The sequence below is a fragment of the Pseudomonas sp. LBUM1657 genome, from assembly GCF_059716075.1.
In genome coordinates this window covers 5,977,083-5,993,991 of sequence record NZ_CP166799.1, presented here as the reverse complement: position 1 = coordinate 5,993,991, position 16,909 = coordinate 5,977,083, and the positions used below count along the sequence as shown (strand labels likewise).

14 protein-coding genes and 1 pseudogene are annotated in these 16,909 nt (G+C 58.7%); 10 read left to right on the top strand and 5 right to left on the bottom strand.

Annotated features, from left to right (window positions below; genetic code table 11):
• Positions 1–86 precede the first annotated feature (86 nt).
• Both ACA055_RS27720 and ACA055_RS27715 read right to left on the bottom strand, forming a co-directional pair.
• Positions 87–911, bottom strand: coding sequence for an SDR family oxidoreductase (locus ACA055_RS27720; RefSeq protein WP_497681439.1), 825 nt, complete (start codon positions 909–911; stop codon positions 87–89).
• A gap of 237 nt (positions 912–1,148) precedes the next feature.
• On the bottom strand, positions 1,149–2,189 hold the full coding sequence (locus ACA055_RS27715; RefSeq protein WP_497681438.1) for a threonine aldolase family protein: 1,041 nt from the start codon (positions 2,187–2,189) through the stop codon (positions 1,149–1,151).
• Positions 2,190–2,320: 131 nt separating this feature from the next.
• Here ACA055_RS27715 and ACA055_RS27710 point away from each other — a divergent pair, with 131 nt between their 5' ends.
• From ACA055_RS27710 to fdhA, 8 genes are all read left to right on the top strand, one after another.
• Positions 2,321–3,037, top strand: coding sequence for a TraX family protein (locus ACA055_RS27710; RefSeq protein WP_497681437.1), 717 nt, complete (start codon positions 2,321–2,323; stop codon positions 3,035–3,037).
• Between the two features lie 283 nt (positions 3,038–3,320).
• Positions 3,321–4,574, top strand: coding sequence for a serine hydroxymethyltransferase (gene glyA, locus ACA055_RS27705; protein ID WP_497681436.1), 1,254 nt, complete (start codon positions 3,321–3,323; stop codon positions 4,572–4,574).
• 23 nt (positions 4,575–4,597) lie between these two features.
• A complete protein-coding gene (locus ACA055_RS27700) occupies positions 4,598–5,848 on the top strand; it encodes a sarcosine oxidase subunit beta (protein ID WP_007947735.1) in 1,251 nt (416 codons plus the stop codon).
• 14 nt (positions 5,849–5,862) lie between these two features.
• Positions 5,863–6,192 carry a sarcosine oxidase subunit delta gene (locus ACA055_RS27695; RefSeq protein ID WP_046818244.1) on the top strand — a complete coding sequence of 110 codons (330 nt, stop codon included), beginning with the start codon at positions 5,863–5,865 and terminating at the stop codon, positions 6,190–6,192.
• Complete coding sequence (locus ACA055_RS27690) at positions 6,189–9,206, top strand: sarcosine oxidase subunit alpha (protein WP_497681435.1); 3,018 nt, start codon at positions 6,189–6,191, stop codon at positions 9,204–9,206. Before ACA055_RS27695 ends, ACA055_RS27690 begins: the two co-directional genes overlap by 4 nt.
• Positions 9,207–9,382: 176 nt before the next feature.
• On the top strand, positions 9,383–10,015 hold the full coding sequence (locus ACA055_RS27685) for a sarcosine oxidase subunit gamma (protein ID WP_497681434.1): 633 nt from the start codon (positions 9,383–9,385) through the stop codon (positions 10,013–10,015).
• A gap of 159 nt (positions 10,016–10,174) precedes the next feature.
• Positions 10,175–11,032, top strand: a complete 858-nt coding sequence (gene purU / locus ACA055_RS27680) for a formyltetrahydrofolate deformylase (RefSeq protein WP_497681433.1) — start codon at positions 10,175–10,177, stop codon at positions 11,030–11,032.
• Between the two features lie 189 nt (positions 11,033–11,221).
• The gene (gene fdhA, locus ACA055_RS27675; RefSeq protein WP_007947729.1) at positions 11,222–12,421 is read left to right on the top strand and encodes a formaldehyde dehydrogenase, glutathione-independent; all 1,200 of its coding nucleotides are present in this window, start codon (positions 11,222–11,224) and stop codon (positions 12,419–12,421) included.
• 66 nt (positions 12,422–12,487) lie between these two features.
• On the opposite strand, the gene ACA055_RS27670 is transcribed toward fdhA, so the two are convergent.
• On the bottom strand, positions 12,488–13,492 hold the full coding sequence (locus tag ACA055_RS27670; RefSeq protein ID WP_497681432.1) for an RHS repeat-associated core domain-containing protein: 1,005 nt from the start codon (positions 13,490–13,492) through the stop codon (positions 12,488–12,490).
• Positions 13,493–13,622: 130 nt separating this feature from the next.
• Here ACA055_RS27670 and ACA055_RS27665 point away from each other — a divergent pair.
• Positions 13,623–13,805, top strand: a pseudogene (locus ACA055_RS27665) (formaldehyde dehydrogenase, glutathione-independent); the annotation flags it as partial.
• A 140-nt stretch (positions 13,806–13,945) separates the two neighbouring features.
• Here ACA055_RS27665 and ACA055_RS27660 read toward each other — a convergent pair.
• Positions 13,946–15,094: an RHS repeat-associated core domain-containing protein gene (locus ACA055_RS27660; protein WP_497681431.1), complete on the bottom strand. Its 1,149-nt coding sequence runs from the start codon at positions 15,092–15,094 to the stop codon at positions 13,946–13,948.
• A gap of 224 nt (positions 15,095–15,318) precedes the next feature.
• On the opposite strand from ACA055_RS27660, the gene ACA055_RS27655 reads away from it, so the two are divergent.
• Positions 15,319–15,873: a DUF2780 domain-containing protein gene (locus ACA055_RS27655; protein ID WP_497681430.1), complete on the top strand. Its 555-nt coding sequence runs from the start codon at positions 15,319–15,321 to the stop codon at positions 15,871–15,873.
• Here the strand turns inward: ACA055_RS27655 and yihG are convergent, their stop codons facing one another.
• Complete coding sequence (gene yihG, locus ACA055_RS27650; protein WP_497681429.1) at positions 15,874–16,761, bottom strand: 1-acylglycerol-3-phosphate O-acyltransferase, YihG family; 888 nt, start codon at positions 16,759–16,761, stop codon at positions 15,874–15,876.
• Positions 16,762–16,909 lie beyond the last annotated feature (148 nt).

Here is a 16,909-nt window from a genome sequence, read left to right as displayed (position 1 = left end):
TCTGAAAAGCAGCGATTGAAACAATTTGAGAACATCTGCGCCGATCCCGTCCGTAGGACAGGATCGACGTCTTCGCGGGGACAGCGTCAGTCGACAAACAGATCCGGCATCAGCGTATCGGTTGAGTCAGGCGCAAACCGATACTGTTCAAAGTCCGTCACCCCGTGCTCGCCCAGAATCTCCTCATCAATCAGCAACCGCCCGGTAATGCTGCGCCCACCGCTGTCCAGAATGACATGAGCCGCATCCGCCATGATCGCGGGCGTGCGCGCATGCTTGAATGACTCGCGCGAGCCCAGCTGAAACTCGATGGCGGCGGTGGCAATCATCGTTTGCGGCCACAACGCGTTGACGCTGATGCCGTAGTTCTTGAACTCCTCGCTCATGCCCAGCGTCAGCATGCTCATGCCGTACTTGGTCACCGTGTAGGGGCTGTATTGCGCGAACCATTTGGTCGCCAGATTCAGTGGCGGGGAAATGCTGAGAATGTGCCCGCTGCTCTTTTTCAGGTAGGGCAGGGCGGCCTGGCTGCAGAGCAACACGGCGCGGGTGTTGATCTGGTGCATCAGGTCGAAGCGTTTGAGTTCGACGTGTTGAACGCCGGTCAGTTTGATTGCGCCGGCATTGTTGATCAGTGCATCAATGCCGCCGAAATGTTCATTGGCCTGGGCCAACGCCTCACGCACCGCAACTTCATCGCGCACATCCACCTGCAAGGCCAGGGCCTTGCCACCCGCAGCTTCGACTTCCTGCGCCACGCTGAAAATGGTGCCGGGCAGTTTGGGGTGGGGGGCGGCGCTTTTGGCGGCAATCACGATATTGGCCCCGTCCCGCGCGGCCCGCAGCGCAATCTCGCGACCGATCCCGCGACTGGCACCGGTAATAAACAGGGTTTTGCCTTGTAGTGACATGCGTGCGCTCCTGATTGTTTTTATCTCGGCGGATCGAAACGGCTCGCAGTCAATGTAGACGAAGTATGTGTGGCGAGGGAGCAGCGTTGATATCAGTAAATCGAGTGCGATCCTTGTGGGAGCGGGCTTGCTCGCGAAGGTGGTGTAACCGTCAACATTGATGCTGAATGTAACGACCTCTTCGCGAGCAAGCCCGCTCTCACAGGTTCCTCACGTTGACTCATGTCATGTCGGGAATCAGTGAGACATCACTTCCCGAATATCCGCTGCCAGTTCCCGCACGCGTTCTTCTTCGGTGTCCCACGAGCACATGAACCGTGCGCCGCCATTGCCGATGAAGGTGTAGAAGCGCCAGCCCTTGGCTGTCAGTGCGGCAATCGCCGGTTCCGAGAGTTGCAGGAACACGCCGTTGGCCTGCACCGGGAACATCAGTTCCACGCCAGGAATGTCGCTCACCAGTTCGGCCAGCAGCTGCGCGCAGTGGTTGGCGTGGCGGGCGTATTTGAGCCAGGCGTCGTTTTCCAGGATCCCGACCCAGGGCGCGGAAAGAAAGCGCATCTTTGAAGCAAGCTGCCCGGCCTGTTTGCAGCGGTAGTCAAAGTCTTCGGCCAGTTTATGGTTGAAGAACAGGATCGCCTCACCCACTGCCATGCCGTTTTTCGTGCCGCCAAAGCACAACACGTCGACGCCGGCCTTCCAGGTCAGGTCCGCCGGCGAGCAGCCGAGGAACGCGCAAGCATTGGAGAAGCGCGCGCCGTCCATGTGCAGGTTCAAGCCCAGCTCTTTGCAGGTGGCGCTGATGGCGCGGATTTCTTCGGGGGTGTAGATGCTGCCCACTTCGGTGGCTTGGGTCAGGGTCACCACGCGGGGTTTCGGGTAGTGGATGTCCTGGCGCTTGAGGGCGATTTCGCGGATCGATTCCGGGGTCAGCTTGCCGTTTTCGGTACGGGCGACGAGCAGCTTGGAACCGTTGGAGAAGAACTCCGGGGCGCCGCATTCGTCGGTTTCGACGTGGGCGGTTTCCGAGCAGATCACGCTGTGGTAACTCTGGCACAGCGACGACAGGGCCAGGGAGTTGGCGGCGGTGCCGTTGAAGGCGAAGAACACTTCGCAGTCGGTTTCGAACAGTTTGCGGAATTGATCGGACGCGCGTGCGGTCCACTCATCGTCGCCATAGGCGCGTTGGTGGCCGTGGTTGGCCTGCTCCATGGCGGCCCAGGCTTCAGGGCAGATACCGGAATAGTTGTCGCTGGCGAATTGTTGGCTCTTGTCGGTCATGGCCGGCTTCCGTGGTCGAGGCTCTAATGGTGAAGAGCTCCGTGGTCAATGATGGTGCGCACTTTACCGAAGATCGTCCGGGGAGCACACGGGATGTCACTGTCAGAACATTACAAGGATGCCGGGCAATTATGCACATGACTCAACGGGACGGTGCACTCGATCTGCTCAAGTGGCTGGCGCTATTGAGCATGGTGCTCGATCACCTGCGATATGTCGGTTATTCCGTCGATATTCTGTATGTGCCGGGCAGGTTGGCGTTCCCGTGGTTCTGCCTGGCGATGGCGGCCAATCTTGCGCGCGTCCGTGCGGCGGCGACCGACGGCCAGTGGCGTTATCTCGGTTGGCTGACGCTGTTTAGCGCCATCAGCGAAATTCCCTACCGGATCTACATTCCTGATCCCGACACGTTAAACGTGCTGCCCACGTTGGTCCTGGGGCTACTGGTTGCGCGGGGCTGGCAGGATCGAGCGTTGCCATCGCAACTGCTGGCGGCCGGTGCCTTGTTGTTGGCGGCCCTGTTCCCGGAGCGACTGATGTTCGGTTTCTTCGGCGTGCTGTTGCCCTTGGCGATGTTGCTGGTGATCAGGCGTCCCTGGTATTTCAGCCTGCTGCCGGGGCTGGTGTGTCTGGCGGCAAATCAATGGGAGGTGCTGTATTACGGGGCGCGGGTGGGTAACACCGCCGCCATCCTCGGCATTGCCGCTTGTCTGATCGCGCCACTGCTGGGGCTGCTTTTGTTGCGGCACGCCAAAGGCATCCAGCCACCACCGATGTGGCGCTGGGCGTATGCCTTATATCCACTACATTTTCTACTGCTGTTACTTGTCCGCCAGATCGCCGCCTAACCCTGTGGGAGCGGGCTTGCCCGCGATAGCGGTGGGTCAGCTGACATCAATGTTGGATGTGATGCCGCCATCGCGGGCAAGCCCGCTCCCACAGGGATCCTTGCTGGTTTGAAGAGTGTGTTCGGCATGCCATTTCCCGCCATGTCGTAAACGCACCTTTGCGTGGCGTCCGTAGGCATTTGGCCTGTCTGCGCCGGTCATACCATCGCATTCAAAGGGCACTGTCGAAACACCGGTGCCTTACCGAGACGAATGGCGCATAGATGCCGCTGGGAGAGACGCGATGTTCAGCAAGCAAGACCAGATCCAGGGTTACGACGATGCACTGCTGGCGGCGATGAATGCCGAGGAGCAACGCCAGGAAGATCACATCGAGCTGATCGCGTCAGAGAACTACACCAGCAAACGCGTCATGGAAGCGCAAGGCAGTGGCCTGACCAACAAATACGCCGAAGGCTATCCGGGCAAGCGCTACTACGGTGGCTGCGAGCACGTCGACAAGGTTGAAGCCCTGGCCATCGAACGCGCCAAGCAACTGTTCGGCGCCGACTACGCCAACGTGCAGCCGCACTCCGGTTCCTCCGCTAACAGCGCCGTTTACCTGGCCCTGATCCAGCCGGGCGACACCATTCTAGGCATGAGCCTTGCCCACGGCGGTCACCTGACCCACGGCGCCAAAGTGTCGTCCTCGGGCAAGCTCTACAACGCCGTGCAGTACGGCATCGACACCAAGACTGGGTTGATCGATTACGACGAAGTCGAGCGTCTGGCCGTCGAGTGCAAGCCGAAGATGATCGTCGCCGGCTTCTCGGCCTACTCCAAGACCCTCGACTTCCCGCGTTTCCGTCAGATCGCCGACAAGGTTGGAGCGCTGCTGTTTGTCGACATGGCTCACGTCGCAGGTCTGGTCGCTGCCGGCCTGTACCCGAACCCGCTGCCGTACGCTGATGTGGTCACCACCACCACCCACAAGACCCTGCGCGGTCCGCGTGGCGGCCTGATCCTGTGCAAGTCCAACGAAGAAATCGAGAAGAAGCTCAACGCGGCAGTCTTCCCGGGTGCCCAGGGCGGTCCGCTGATGCACGTGATCGCCGGTAAGGCGGTGTGCTTCAAGGAAGCGTTGGAGCCAGGTTTCAAGGCCTATCAACAACAAGTGATCGACAACGCCCAGGCCATGGCCGGCGTGTTTATCAAACGCGGCTACGATGTAGTGTCCGGCGGCACCGATAACCACCTGTTCCTGGTCAGCCTGATCCGTCAGGGCCTCACCGGTAAAGAGGCAGATGCAGCACTCGGTCGCGCCCATATCACTGTGAACAAGAACGCTGTCCCGAACGATCCACAGTCGCCGTTCGTGACCTCCGGCCTGCGTATCGGCACCCCGGCGGTGACCACTCGCGGTTTCAAGGTTGCCCAGTGCGTCACACTTGCCGGCTGGATCTGCGACATCCTCGACAACCTCGGCGATGCCGATGTCGAGGCCAATGTCGCGCAGCAAGTTGCGGCACTGTGCGCGGACTTCCCGGTTTATCGCTGAGCGCGGTTTTGGAGTAAATGACTATGCAACGCTATTCGGGCTTCGGCCTCTTCAAACACTCCCTCAGCCATCACGAAAACTGGCAGAAGATGTGGCGCACGCCCACCCCGAAAAAGGTCTATGACGTGGTCATCGTCGGCGGTGGCGGGCATGGTCTGGCGACCGCCTACTACCTGGCCAAGGAGCACGGCATCACCAACGTGGCCGTGGTCGAAAAAGGCTGGCTGGGCGGCGGTAACACCGCGCGCAACACCACCATCGTTCGCTCCAACTACCTGTGGGATGAGTCGGCGCACCTGTACGAACACGCGATGAAATTGTGGGAAGGCCTGTCCCAGGACCTGAACTACAACGTGATGTTCTCCCAGCGTGGTGTCTACAACCTGTGCCACACCCTGCAGGACATTCGTGATTCCGAGCGTCGGGTCAGCGCCAACCGCCTCAACGGCGTGGACGGCGAACTGCTCGATGCCAAGCAAGTGGCCGACGAGATTCCGTACCTCGATTGCTCCAAGAACACTCGCTACCCGGTAATGGGCGCAACCGTCCAGCGCCGTGGCGGCGTGGCCCGTCACGATGCCGTGGCGTGGGGCTTTGCCCGTGCCGCCGACGCCTTGGGCGTGGACCTGATTCAACAAACCGAAGTGATCGGCTTCCGCAAGGAAAACGGTGTGTGCATCGGTGTTGAAACCAACAAGGGCTTCATCGGCGCCAAGCGCGTCGGTGTAGTGACCGCCGGTAACTCCGGGCACATGGCCAAACTCGCCGGTTTCCGCCTGCCGATCGAATCCCACCCGCTGCAAGCGCTGGTGTCCGAGCCGATCAAGCCGATTATCGACAGCGTGATCATGTCCAACGCCGTACACGGTTACATCAGCCAGTCCGACAAGGGCGACCTGGTGATCGGCGCCGGTATCGACGGCTACAACGGCTACGGCCAGCGTGGTTCGTACCCGGTGATCGAGCACACCATCCAGGCCATCGTCGAGATGTTCCCGGTGCTGTCCCGCGTACGCATGAACCGTCAGTGGGGCGGCATCGTCGATACCACGCCCGATGCATGCCCGATCATCTCGAAAACCCCGGTACCGAACATGTTCTTCAACTGCGGTTGGGGCACCGGCGGCTTCAAGGCAACACCTGGCTCGGGCAACGTATTTGCCGCAAGCCTGGCCAAGGGTGAAATGCACCCATTGGCTGCACCTTTCTCCATCGACCGTTTCCACAACGGTGCGTTGATCGACGAACACGGCGCTGCTGCGGTTGCCCACTAACAGGAGAAATCCCCATGTTGCATATCTTCTGTCCTCACTGCGGCGAGCTGCGCTCCGAAGAGGAATTCCACGCATCCGGCCAGGCGCACATCCCGCGCCCACTGGACCCGAACAGCTGCACCGACGAGGAGTGGGGCGACTACATGTTCTTCCGCGACAACCCTCGCGGTTTGCACCATGAACTGTGGGATCACGTCGCCGGTTGCCGTCAGTACTTCAACGCCACCCGCGACACCGTGACCTACGAGATTCTCGAAACCTACAAGATCGGCACCAAGCCACAATTCACCGACAAGACCGATAGCCCGAAAGCGGCCGCCACGGCTCTGGGAGAGAAGGTATGAGCCAGATCAATCGCCTGTCCAACGGCGGACGGATCGACCGCAACAAAGTGCTGAGCTTCACCTTCAACGGCCAGACCTACAAAGGCTTTGAGGGCGACTCCCTGGCTGCAGCCCTGTTGGCCAACGGTGTCGACATCATCGGCCGCAGCTTCAAGTATTCCCGCCCGCGCGGCATCTTCGCCGCCGGCGCCGAAGAGCCGAACGCCGTGCTGCAGATCGGCGCGACCGAAGCCACGCAAATCCCGAACGTGCGCGCCACGCAACAAGCGCTGTACCAAGGCCTGGTCGCCACCAGCACCAACGGCTGGCCGAGCGTGAACAACGACATGATGGGGATTCTCGGCAAGGTCGGCGGCAAGCTGATGCCGCCGGGCTTCTACTACAAAACCTTCATGTACCCGCAATCGTTCTGGATGACTTACGAGAAGTACATTCGTAAGGCTGCCGGCCTTGGCCGCTCGCCGACCGAGAACGATCCGGACACCTACGACTACATGAACCAGCACTGCGACGTGCTGATCGTCGGCGGTGGCCCCGCAGGTCTTGCCGCTGCATTAGCTGCTGCGCGCAGCGGTGCTCGCGTGATCCTGGCCGATGAGCAGGAAGAGTTCGGCGGCAGCCTGCTCGATTCCCGCGAAAGCCTCGACGGCAAGCCGGCTACCGAGTGGGTCGCCAGCGTCATCGCCGAACTCAAGGACACACCGGACGTGCTGTTGTTGCCGCGCGCCACGGTCAACGGTTACCACGACCATAACTTCCTGACCATTCACGAGCGCCTGACCGATCACCTCGGCGACCGCGCACCGATTGGCCAGGTGCGTCAGCGCATCCACCGGGTTCGCGCCAAGCGTGTGGTGCTGGCGACCGGCGCTCACGAGCGTCCACTGGTTTACGGCAACAACGACGTGCCGGGCAACATGCTCGCCGGTGCTGTCTCGACTTACGTTCGTCGTTACGGCGTGGCACCGGGCAAGAAGCTTGTCCTGAGCACCAACAACGATCACGCCTATCGCGTGGCGCTGGATTGGCTCGACGCCAGCCTGCAAGTCGTGGCCATCGCCGACGCCCGCAGCAACCCACGTGGTGCGCTGGTGGAAGAAGCACGCGCCAAAGGCATCCGCATCCTGACCGGCAGCGCCGTGATCGAGGCCCGTGGCAGCAAGCACGTGACCGCCGCTCGCGTGGCCGCGATCGATGTCAAGGCGCACAGCGTGACCAGCCCGGGCGAGTGGCTCGATTGCGACCTGATCGCCAGCTCCGGCGGTTACAGCCCGGTGGTTCACTTGGCTTCGCACTTGGGCGGCAAGCCGATCTGGCGTGAAGACATCCTCGGTTTCGTACCGGGCGAAGCACCGCAGAAACGCGTGTGCGTCGGTGGCATCAACGGCGTCTACGGCCTCGGTGATTCCCTGGCCGATGGTTTTGAAGGCGGCGCTCGCGCGGCCAGCGAAGCCGGTTTCAGCATGGTCGAAGGCACCTTGCCGAAAGCCCTGAGCCGTCTGGAAGAGCCAACGCTGGCGCTGTTCCAGGTGCCGCACGAAAAAGGCACTGCACGCGGACCGAAGCAATTCGTCGACCTGCAAAACGACGTCACCGCTGCCGCCATCGAACTGGCGACTCGCGAAGGCTTCGAGTCGGTCGAACACGTCAAACGCTACACCGCACTGGGTTTCGGTACTGACCAGGGCAAGCTCGGCAACGTTAACGGCCTGGCCATTGCCGCCCGTTCGCTGAACGTGACCATCCCGCAGATGGGCACCACCATGTTCCGCCCGAACTACACGCCGGTTACCTTCGGCGCCGTGGCCGGTCGTCACTGTGGGCATATCTTCGAGCCAGTGCGTTTCACCGCACTGCATCACTGGCACGTGAAGAACGGCGCCGAGTTCGAAGACGTCGGTCAGTGGAAACGTCCTTGGTACTTCCCGAAGCACGGTGAAGACCTGCACACCGCCGTGAAACGCGAATGCAAAGCCGTGCGCGACAGCGTCGGCCTGCTGGACGCTTCGACCCTGGGCAAGATCGACATCCAGGGCCCGGACTCGCGCGAGTTCCTCAACCGCATCTACACCAACGCCTGGACCAAGCTCGACGTGGGCAAGGCGCGTTATGGCCTGATGTGCAAAGAAGACGGCATGGTGTTCGACGACGGCGTAACCGCCTGTCTTGCCGACAACCATTTCGTGATGACCACCACCACCGGCGGCGCTGCACGCGTGCTGCAATGGCTGGAAATCTACCACCAGACCGAATGGCCAGACCTGAAGGTGTACTTCACGTCCGTGACGGATCACTGGGCAACCATGACCCTGTCCGGGCCGAACAGCCGCAAGCTGCTCAGCCAGGTCACCGACATCGATCTGACCAACGAAGCCTTCCCGTTCATGACCTGGAAAGAAGGTTTGGTCGGTGGTGTTCCGGCGCGGGTGTTCCGGATTTCGTTTACCGGTGAGCTGTCGTACGAAGTCAACGTGCAAGCCGACTACGCCATGGGCGTGCTTGAGAAAATCGTCGAGGCGGGCAAGCAGTACAACCTGACGCCGTACGGCACCGAAACCATGCACGTACTGCGTGCCGAGAAGGGTTTCATCATCGTCGGCCAAGACACCGACAGCTCGATGACCCCGGACGACCTGAACATGGGCTGGTGTGTCGGTCGCACCAAACCGTTCTCGTGGATCGGCTGGCGTGGCATGAACCGCGAAGACTGCGTGCGCGATCAACGCAAGCAACTGGTTGGCCTGAAGCCGATCGATCCGACCAAATGGCTGCCGGAAGGCGCGCAACTGGTGTTCAACACCAAGCAAGCGATCCCGATGACCATGGTCGGTCACGTGACCTCCAGCTATCTGCATAACTCCCTGGGCTATTCGTTCGCCATGGGTGTGGTGAAAGGCGGCTTGAAGCGCATCGGTGAGCGAGTGTTCGCACCGCTGGCAGATGGCAGCGTGATCGAGGCGGAAATCGTTTCTTCGGTGTTCTTCGATCCTAAGGGTGATCGCCAGAACGTTTAGGTGGCTTCAAATCTTGTGGTGCGCCTGCTGACGCCTTCGCGAGCAGGCTCGCTCCCACAGGATGCGAGTTGCCAAAGGATATTGAGTCAGGCATCAATCAATGTGGGAGCGAGCCTGCTCGCGAAGACGGCAGAACAGCCTCCACAGAAGCCAACAGAATTTAGAGCAGGTGCTTTATGACCGCAGCCAATGTTTACCAACAACGCCCAACCACTGGGGCCAAGGCCGAGTCGTCGCTGCATCACGCCGACCTCGCCAGCCTGGTGGGCAAGGGCCGCAAAAGCGCCGGCGTGATCGTGCGTGAGAAAAAACTCCTCGGCCACCTGACCATCCGTGGCGATGGCCACGATGCCGCGTTCGCCGCTGGCGTGCACAAGGCCCTCGGCATCGAATTGCCGGGCGCGCTCACCGTCATCGTCAAGGGTGAATCCAGCCTGCAATGGATGGGGCCGGATGAGTGGCTGCTGATCGTGCCGACCGGTGAAGAATTCGCCGCCGAGCAAAAACTCCGTGAAGCGCTGGGCGACCTGCACATCGCAATCACCAACGTCAGCGGTGGCCAGCAGATCCTCGAACTGAGCGGCCCGAACGTGCGCCAGGTGCTGATGAAATCCACCAGCTACGACGTGCACCCCAACAACTTCCCGGTGGGCAAGGCGGTTGGCACAGTGTTCGCCAAGTCGCAACTGGTCATCCGCCATACCTCCGAAGACACTTGGGAACTGCTGATCCGTCGCAGCTTCTCGGATTACTGGTGGTTGTGGTTGCAGGATGCGGCGGCTGAATACGGCCTTAGCGTCCAGGCCTGATCACGGAGGCGACCACCTGTGGGAGCGAGCCTGCTCGCGAAGGACTTGAGAGCGACGCGTTAAATCAGGAAGCACGCGTCATCGTTCACGTCCATCGCGAGCAGGCTCGCTCCCACAGGTGGATGCTTTGTTTACCGATCTCTCAGGAGTCACCGCACTATGAGCCGCGCCCCAGACACATGGATTCTGACCGCCGACTGCCCCAGCGTCCTCGGCACCGTGGACGCGGTGACCCGCTTTCTGTTCGAGCAGGGCTGCTACGTCACCGAGCACCATTCCTTCGATGACCGGCTCTCGGGTCGTTTCTTCATTCGTGTGGAATTCCGCCAGCCCGACGGCTTCGACGAACAAGCCTTCCGTGCCGGTCTCGCCGAACGCGGTGAAGCCTTTGGCATGATCTTCGAACTCACCGAGCCGAACTACCGGCCAAAAGTGGTGATCATGGTCTCCAAGGCCGATCACTGCCTTAACGATTTGCTCTACCGTCAGCGCATCGGCCAGTTGTCCATGGACGTGGTCGCCGTGGTGTCCAACCACCCGGACCTCAAGCCTCTGGCCGACTGGCACCAGATTCCGTACTACCATTTTCCGCTCGACCCGAACGACAAGCCGTCCCAGGAGCGGCAGGTCTGGCAGGTGGTCGAAGAGACCGGCGCCGAACTGGTGATCCTTGCCCGTTACATGCAGGTGCTGTCGCCAGACCTGTGCCGCAAACTCGACGGCAAGGCGATCAATATCCATCACTCCCTGCTGCCGGGTTTCAAAGGCGCCAAGCCTTATCACCAGGCCTACAACAAGGGCGTGAAACTGGTCGGCGCCACGGCGCACTACATCAATAACGACCTGGACGAAGGCCCGATCATCGCCCAGGGCGTGGAGGCTGTGGACCATAGTCATTACCCCGAAGATTTGATCGCCAAGGGACGGGATATCGAAGGGCTGACCCTGGCCCGTGCCGTTGGTTATCACATTGAACGACGGGTGTTTTTGAACGCCAATCGCACCGTCGTTCTTTAGATCGTTTTCGCGAGCAAGCCCGCTCCCACAGGGTCTCGCGTCGTGCACAGAACCAATGTGGGAGCGGGCTTGCTCGCGAAGAGGCCCTCCCAAACAACACAAGACACACAGGCAATAACCCGAGCAATCAACGCGCCGCCGATCCATGGCGACGCGACCGCTACATAAAAACAACAGCGAGGTGAAAGCATGTCTGGCAATCGTGGTGTGGTGTATCTCGGCAATGGCAAGGTCGAAATACAGAAAATCGACTATCCGAAAATGCAGGACCCGCGCGGCAGGAAGATTAATCACGCTGTCATCCTGCGCGTAGTCTCCACCAACATCTGTGGTTCCGATCAGCACATGGTGCGCGGTCGTACCACGGCGCAAACCGGCTTGGTACTGGGTCACGAAATCACCGGCGAAGTCATCGAAAAGGGCAGCGACGTCGAAAACCTGCAAATCGGCGATCTGGTATCCGTCCCGTTCAACGTCGCTTGCGGACGCTGCCGTTCCTGCAAGGAAATGCACACCGGTGTCTGCCTCAGCGTTAACCCGGCGCGTCCCGGCGGTGCCTATGGTTATGTCGACATGGGCGACTGGACCGGTGGCCAGGCTGAATACGCCATGGTGCCGTACGCCGACTTCAACCTGCTCAAACTCCCTGATCGCGATCGCGCCATGGAGAAAATCCGCGACCTGACCTGCCTCTCCGACATCCTGCCAACCGGTTACCACGGCGCAGTGACCGCTGGCGTTGGCCCGGGCAGCACCGTGTACATCGCGGGCGCCGGCCCGGTCGGTCTGGCAGCCGCCGCTTCTGCGCGCCTGCTGGGCGCGGCGGTGGTGATCATCGGCGACGTCAACACCGTCCGCCTGGCACACGCCAAGGCGCAGGGTTTCGAAATCGCCGACCTATCCCTGGACACCCCGCTGCACGAACAAATCGCTGCCCTGCTGGGCGAACCGGAAGTGGATTGCGCCGTCGACGCCGTAGGCTTCGAAGCGCGCGGTCACGGCCATGATGGCGTGAAACACGAAGCTCCGGCCACCGTGCTCAACTCACTGATGGGTGTGGTTCGTGTAGCGGGCAAGATCGGTATCCCAGGCCTGTACGTGACTGAAGATCCAGGTGCAGTGGATGCCGCCGCGAAAATGGGCAGCCTGAGCATTCGCTTTGGTCTGGGTTGGGCTAAATCTCATAGCTTCCACACCGGCCAGACACCAGTGATGAAGTACAACCGCCAGTTGATGCAGGCGATCATGTGGGATCGTATTCATATTGCTGACATTGTTGGGGTTGAGGTTATTAGCCTGGATGATGCTCCGCGTGGGTATGGTGAGTTTGACGCGGGTGTGCCGAAGAAGTTTGTGATTGATCCGCATAAGTTGTTTAGTGCGGCGTAAGGCTTCTAGCTAGTAAAAAAGGGCGATCGATGGTCGCCCTTTTTTGCTCAGTAACTAAGTGTGGTTCTAGCGAGGTGTATGCGCACTTCCTCTACGTAACGCCAAGCCGGTCGTTCTGATATTTTTATCTATGACGCCACTAATTGCAGTTGCTGAGAGATTCAGAACTGCACCTGCAAAGTTGGCACCATTTTTTTCTTTGGTAAATTTTTCTGCCCACGACATCGCTTCTCTAAAGTGGGCCGTTGTATTGCTTATTTTTCCGTCGTTAACTTGCTGGACAACTATTTCTAATTTTTTGGCTTGATCCATTGTTAAGGAGTTATTGCCGTGGCTCGCAAGATTTCTATTAACATTAGCAAGGCTTGATACATAAGTCTCTGGGTTTGGATCTCTCGTGGCAACACTGTTCAAGTATTGCCTTTCGAGAGGCATTGACTCGGGAGAGACCTCGCCTCTTGTTATCGCTTGCTTCGCTGTCGTTATCATCTCGTCCGAAAAATTGTTCACGACTTTAATGAGATTTGAAACTCTTGATAGTACATGTCCTGTTGGATCCAAGAAGTTCACTGGATCCCCCTTGCAATACGCATACGCATTCAACCCACCCTCCCCAAACGGACTCCAACTGTCCGGACTGTTAAACCGCATCAACACCGGGTTAAACGCCCGATACCCATTCCCCAACAAATAATGCCCCGTCACCGAATCCGGTCGCTCACCATTGAAGCCAAGCAGACTGAGTAAACCGTTGCCCAGTGGTCGATGGCCATAAGGTGTGTAGGCAAGTGGACGAGACTGAGTCGCATCAAGCACATTCAACACCGAACGCTGTTGATCCGTGGCGAGCAAGCGTGTTTCCACAGTGCCGCTCTCACGCTGTTGCTGGGCCAGCAATTGATCATCGTGCTGCATGATCGAACGCTGTACCGCGCCTTGAATCTCAGTGGCCAGCCGATCTTTCTGGTAGAAGCGCCGTGTGTTGGCTTGCGCCGAGGGGGTGCAATCAACCAGTCGATCCAGTGGGTCGTAGTGATAGCGGCAGAGCAGGGTTTCGCGGTTCGTCGGCATGGGGTGGGCTCCCTGAAAGGTCCCGTCGATTCAGGGTTTTACTGTGGCGCAATTGGCAAATGCAGGCTACTAGCAGAACTGATAGTCCGAACGGACGCAGGTGCGTTCACCTTTGGCTGAGGCGACCAGACCAGTGATGAAGTACAACCGCCAGTTGATGCAGGCGATCATGTGGGATCGTATTCATATTGCTGACATTGTTGGGGTTGAGGTTATTAGCCTGGATGATGCTCCGCGTGGGTATGGTGAGTTTGACGCGGGTGTGCCGAAGAAGTTTGTGATTGATCCGCATAAGTTGTTTAGTGCGGCGTAAGGCTTCACGCAAAACAAGACGGCGACTGTGGGTCGCCGTTTTTTATGAAAGCAACTGTGTCACTGGTATTGCTTCTGATTTTCCAAATTTTTTGTTCATGGAGTTTTTTGCGCAAACCTCAACGAGTTAGATTATGAATACTATGGTGCATATCTAATGGATCTGAAATTGTGATGTAGGTAGTTAATGGGGTTGAGTAGAGGGTTGTTTGGGTTTTTTTTGTGTATCCGAAACGTCAACTTGAAGTCCTCGTCTAAATGTTTGTACGGTTGATTTGGATTTATACTTTTTGATAGGTCAAATGCCTTTTCCAGATTCTCGGGCAGAGCGTTTGAGGACACGACGCCTGAATAACCCTTTACAGGTTTGTTCGTCAGTCTTGAGAACTCTGCTGCAAAAGAGCTGGTTCCTCCATCAGCAGAATAACAGGATAGTAATCTTACATTTTTGTAAGGAGTTAAATCCCCTCCTTGGTCAAGGATCATCGAATGTAGCTGCGTTGGATTCAGACGCCTTCCGTTAGATGATATTACCGATGTGCCGGTCGAGGTCCGTTTGCCATGCGCTAATATGTTAAAGCGCGGGCTGGATTTGTAAACGCCCTCAAAAATAAAAACATTATTATCTAGTTTGTGTATGTTCTGCATGATTCCGCTTTTTTGAATATGCTCAATCGCGGGCGTACTGCGAGTAGCGAAGGTAAGCGCCTTCGTTGCAGTACTAACCAAGTTCTTAAATATATTGAATGCTGCACTAATAAAGTGGCCCGTCGGATCTTTAAAATTCACCGGATCCCCCACACAATACCCATACGCATTCAACCCACCCTCCCCAAACGGACTCCAACTGTCCGGACTGTTAAACCGCATCAACACCGGGTTAAACGCCCGATACCCATTCCCCAACAAATAATGCCCCGTCACCGAATCCGGGCGCTCACCATTGAAGCCAAGCAGACTGAGTAAACCGTTGCCCAGCGGTCGATGGCCATAAGGTGTGTAGGCAAGTGGACGAGACTGAGTCGCATCAAGCACATTCACCACCGAGCGCTGTTGATCCGTGGCGAGCAAGCGTGTTTCCACAGTGCCGCTCTCACGCTGTTGCTGGGCCAGCAATTGATCATCGTGCTGCATGATCGAACGCTGTACCGCGCCTTGAATCTCAGTGGCCAGCCGATCTTTCTGGTAGAAGCGCCGTGTGTTGGCTTGCGCCGAGGGGGTGCAATCAACCAGTCGATCCAGTGGGTCGTAGTGATAGCGGCAGAGCAGGGTTTCGCGGTTCGTCGGCATGGGGTGGGCTCCCTGAAAGGTCCGTCGATTCAGGGTTTTACTGTGGCGCAATTGGCCAGGGCTGCCTAGTAGCAGAACTGCTAGTGTTCCAACCTTCGGGCCTGCCTGACGAACGGGTTGAAAATGGCCGCAGGCCTGAGGAACATGCTCATGCATACCCGGTCAAACCGGCAGCTTTTCCGTCCGTCAACCGGGCGGTTTTCATGGCGCAAGAGGATGTCTGGATGAAGATTTCACGCGGTTTTGCACTGGCTTCGCTTTTGACCCTGGCGGCCAGCCCGGTCTTCGCACAGTTCAGCCTGAACGATGCGGCCAATGCCATTTCGGGGATGAAGGGCGGCGATACGGCCGCGGCTGCCGCACCGACTTCGGAGACGGCGGGCCTGCTGGGCGCGCTCAGCCAATTGAACGTGACGCCACAACAAGCCGTTGGCGGCACCGGGGCGATGCTGGGGTTGGCGAAGAATCAGTTGAGCTCGACCGACTACTCGGAACTGGCCAAAAGCGTACCGGGGATCGACAAGCTGTCGGGCGGCGGTGAACTGGGCGCCCTTGCCAGTTTGCTCGGTTCAAACGGCAAGGCCGCTGGGCTGGATAACGCCCTGGGCAACGTCAAGGACACCAACGATCTGAACAACGCCTTCAGCGCCTTGGGCATGGACAGCGGCATGATCGGCCAGTTTGCCCCGGTGATCCTGCAATACCTCGGTCAACAGGGTGTTGGCGGCTCGTTGCTGCAAAGCCTTGGCGGGATCTGGGGCGCAGGCACTGGTAGCTGATTAACGCCGATCGGCGCGCAACGCGTCGATGCGCTGGTCTTTCTCGATCCAGAGCTGGTTGACCCAGTTCTGGATGGTTTCGCGAAAAACCGGATCGTTCTCGTAATCGCCTTGCCACAACGCGGGGTCGAGCTCGCGGGTCTTGATATCGATGATGACCCTTGGCACGTTGCCGCTGATCAAGTCCCAGAACCCCGGAATCTGATGCTGCGGATAGACCACCGTGACGTCGAGAATGGCGTCCAGTTGTTCACCCATCGCGGCCAGTACGAATGCAACGCCGCCAGCCTTGGGTTTGAGCAGGTGAGTGAAGGGTGACTGGTGCTGCGTGCTTTTCGCTGCGGTAAACCGGGTGCCTTCCAGGTAATTGACCACCGTCACCGGCTGACGCTTGAACAGCTCGCACGCGGCTTTGGTGATTTCCAGATCCTTGCCGGCAAGCTCCGGGTTCTTCGCCAGAAACGCCTTGGTGTAGCGCTTCATGAACGGATAATCCAGCGCCCACCACGCCAGACCCAGGAACGGCACCCAGATCAGCTCTTTCTTCAGGAAGAATTTGAAGAACGGCGTACGCCGGTTAAGCGTCTGGATCAACGCCGGTATATCGACCCAGGATTGGTGATTGCTGATCACCAGATACGAGGTGTCACGGCGCAGATCATCGCCGCCGCGAATGTCCCATTGGGTGGGGATGCACAGTCGGAAGATCAACTTGTCGATCTCGGCCCAGGTCTCGGCAATCCACATCACCGCCCCTGAGGCGTAATCGCGCAAGCGGCCAGGCAGGACCAGTTTGAGCAGGGCAAACAGCATCAGCGGTCCAAACAGGATCAGGGTGTTGAGCAACAGCAGCAGGATGACGAAACAGCCGGTGAGCAGGCGGCGCATAAGTAACTCTTGAAAGCCTTTGGGCGCGCCATGATAAGCAGCTTCGGGCGACAGGCCAAATCGGTGACGACAAATGTTTCACCTTGATAGCGGTAGGCTGTGTCGAAGGTGTAAAGATCAGATTGCTATGGTGCTTGTTCCGGCCTCT

Bases quoted from the DNA above. Each gene is read 5' to 3' on its own strand.
- ACA055_RS27700 (WP_007947735.1), top strand. From the start codon at position 4,598: ATGCAACGCTATTCGGGCTTCGGCCTCTTCAAACACTCCCTCAGCCAT.
- ACA055_RS27720 (WP_497681439.1), bottom strand. From the start codon at position 911: ATGTCACTACAAGGCAAAACCCTGTTTATTACCGGTGCCAGTCGCGGG.
- ACA055_RS27660 (WP_497681431.1), bottom strand. From the start codon at position 15,094: ATGCCGACGAACCGCGAAACCCTGCTCTGCCGCTATCACTACGACCCA.
- ACA055_RS27710 (WP_497681437.1), top strand. From the start codon at position 2,321: ATGCACATGACTCAACGGGACGGTGCACTCGATCTGCTCAAGTGGCTG.
- ACA055_RS27715 (WP_497681438.1), bottom strand. From the start codon at position 2,189: ATGACCGACAAGAGCCAACAATTCGCCAGCGACAACTATTCCGGTATC.
- ACA055_RS27685 (WP_497681434.1), top strand. From the start codon at position 9,383: ATGACCGCAGCCAATGTTTACCAACAACGCCCAACCACTGGGGCCAAG.
- yihG (WP_497681429.1), bottom strand. From the start codon at position 16,761: ATGCGCCGCCTGCTCACCGGCTGTTTCGTCATCCTGCTGCTGTTGCTC.
- fdhA (WP_007947729.1), top strand. From the start codon at position 11,222: ATGTCTGGCAATCGTGGTGTGGTGTATCTCGGCAATGGCAAGGTCGAA.
- ACA055_RS27695 (WP_046818244.1), top strand. From the start codon at position 5,863: ATGTTGCATATCTTCTGTCCTCACTGCGGCGAGCTGCGCTCCGAAGAG.
- glyA (WP_497681436.1), top strand. From the start codon at position 3,321: ATGTTCAGCAAGCAAGACCAGATCCAGGGTTACGACGATGCACTGCTG.
- ACA055_RS27690 (WP_497681435.1), top strand. From the start codon at position 6,189: ATGAGCCAGATCAATCGCCTGTCCAACGGCGGACGGATCGACCGCAAC.
- ACA055_RS27655 (WP_497681430.1), top strand. From the start codon at position 15,319: ATGAAGATTTCACGCGGTTTTGCACTGGCTTCGCTTTTGACCCTGGCG.
- ACA055_RS27670 (WP_497681432.1), bottom strand. From the start codon at position 13,492: ATGCCGACGAACCGCGAAACCCTGCTCTGCCGCTATCACTACGACCCA.
- purU (WP_497681433.1), top strand. From the start codon at position 10,175: ATGAGCCGCGCCCCAGACACATGGATTCTGACCGCCGACTGCCCCAGC.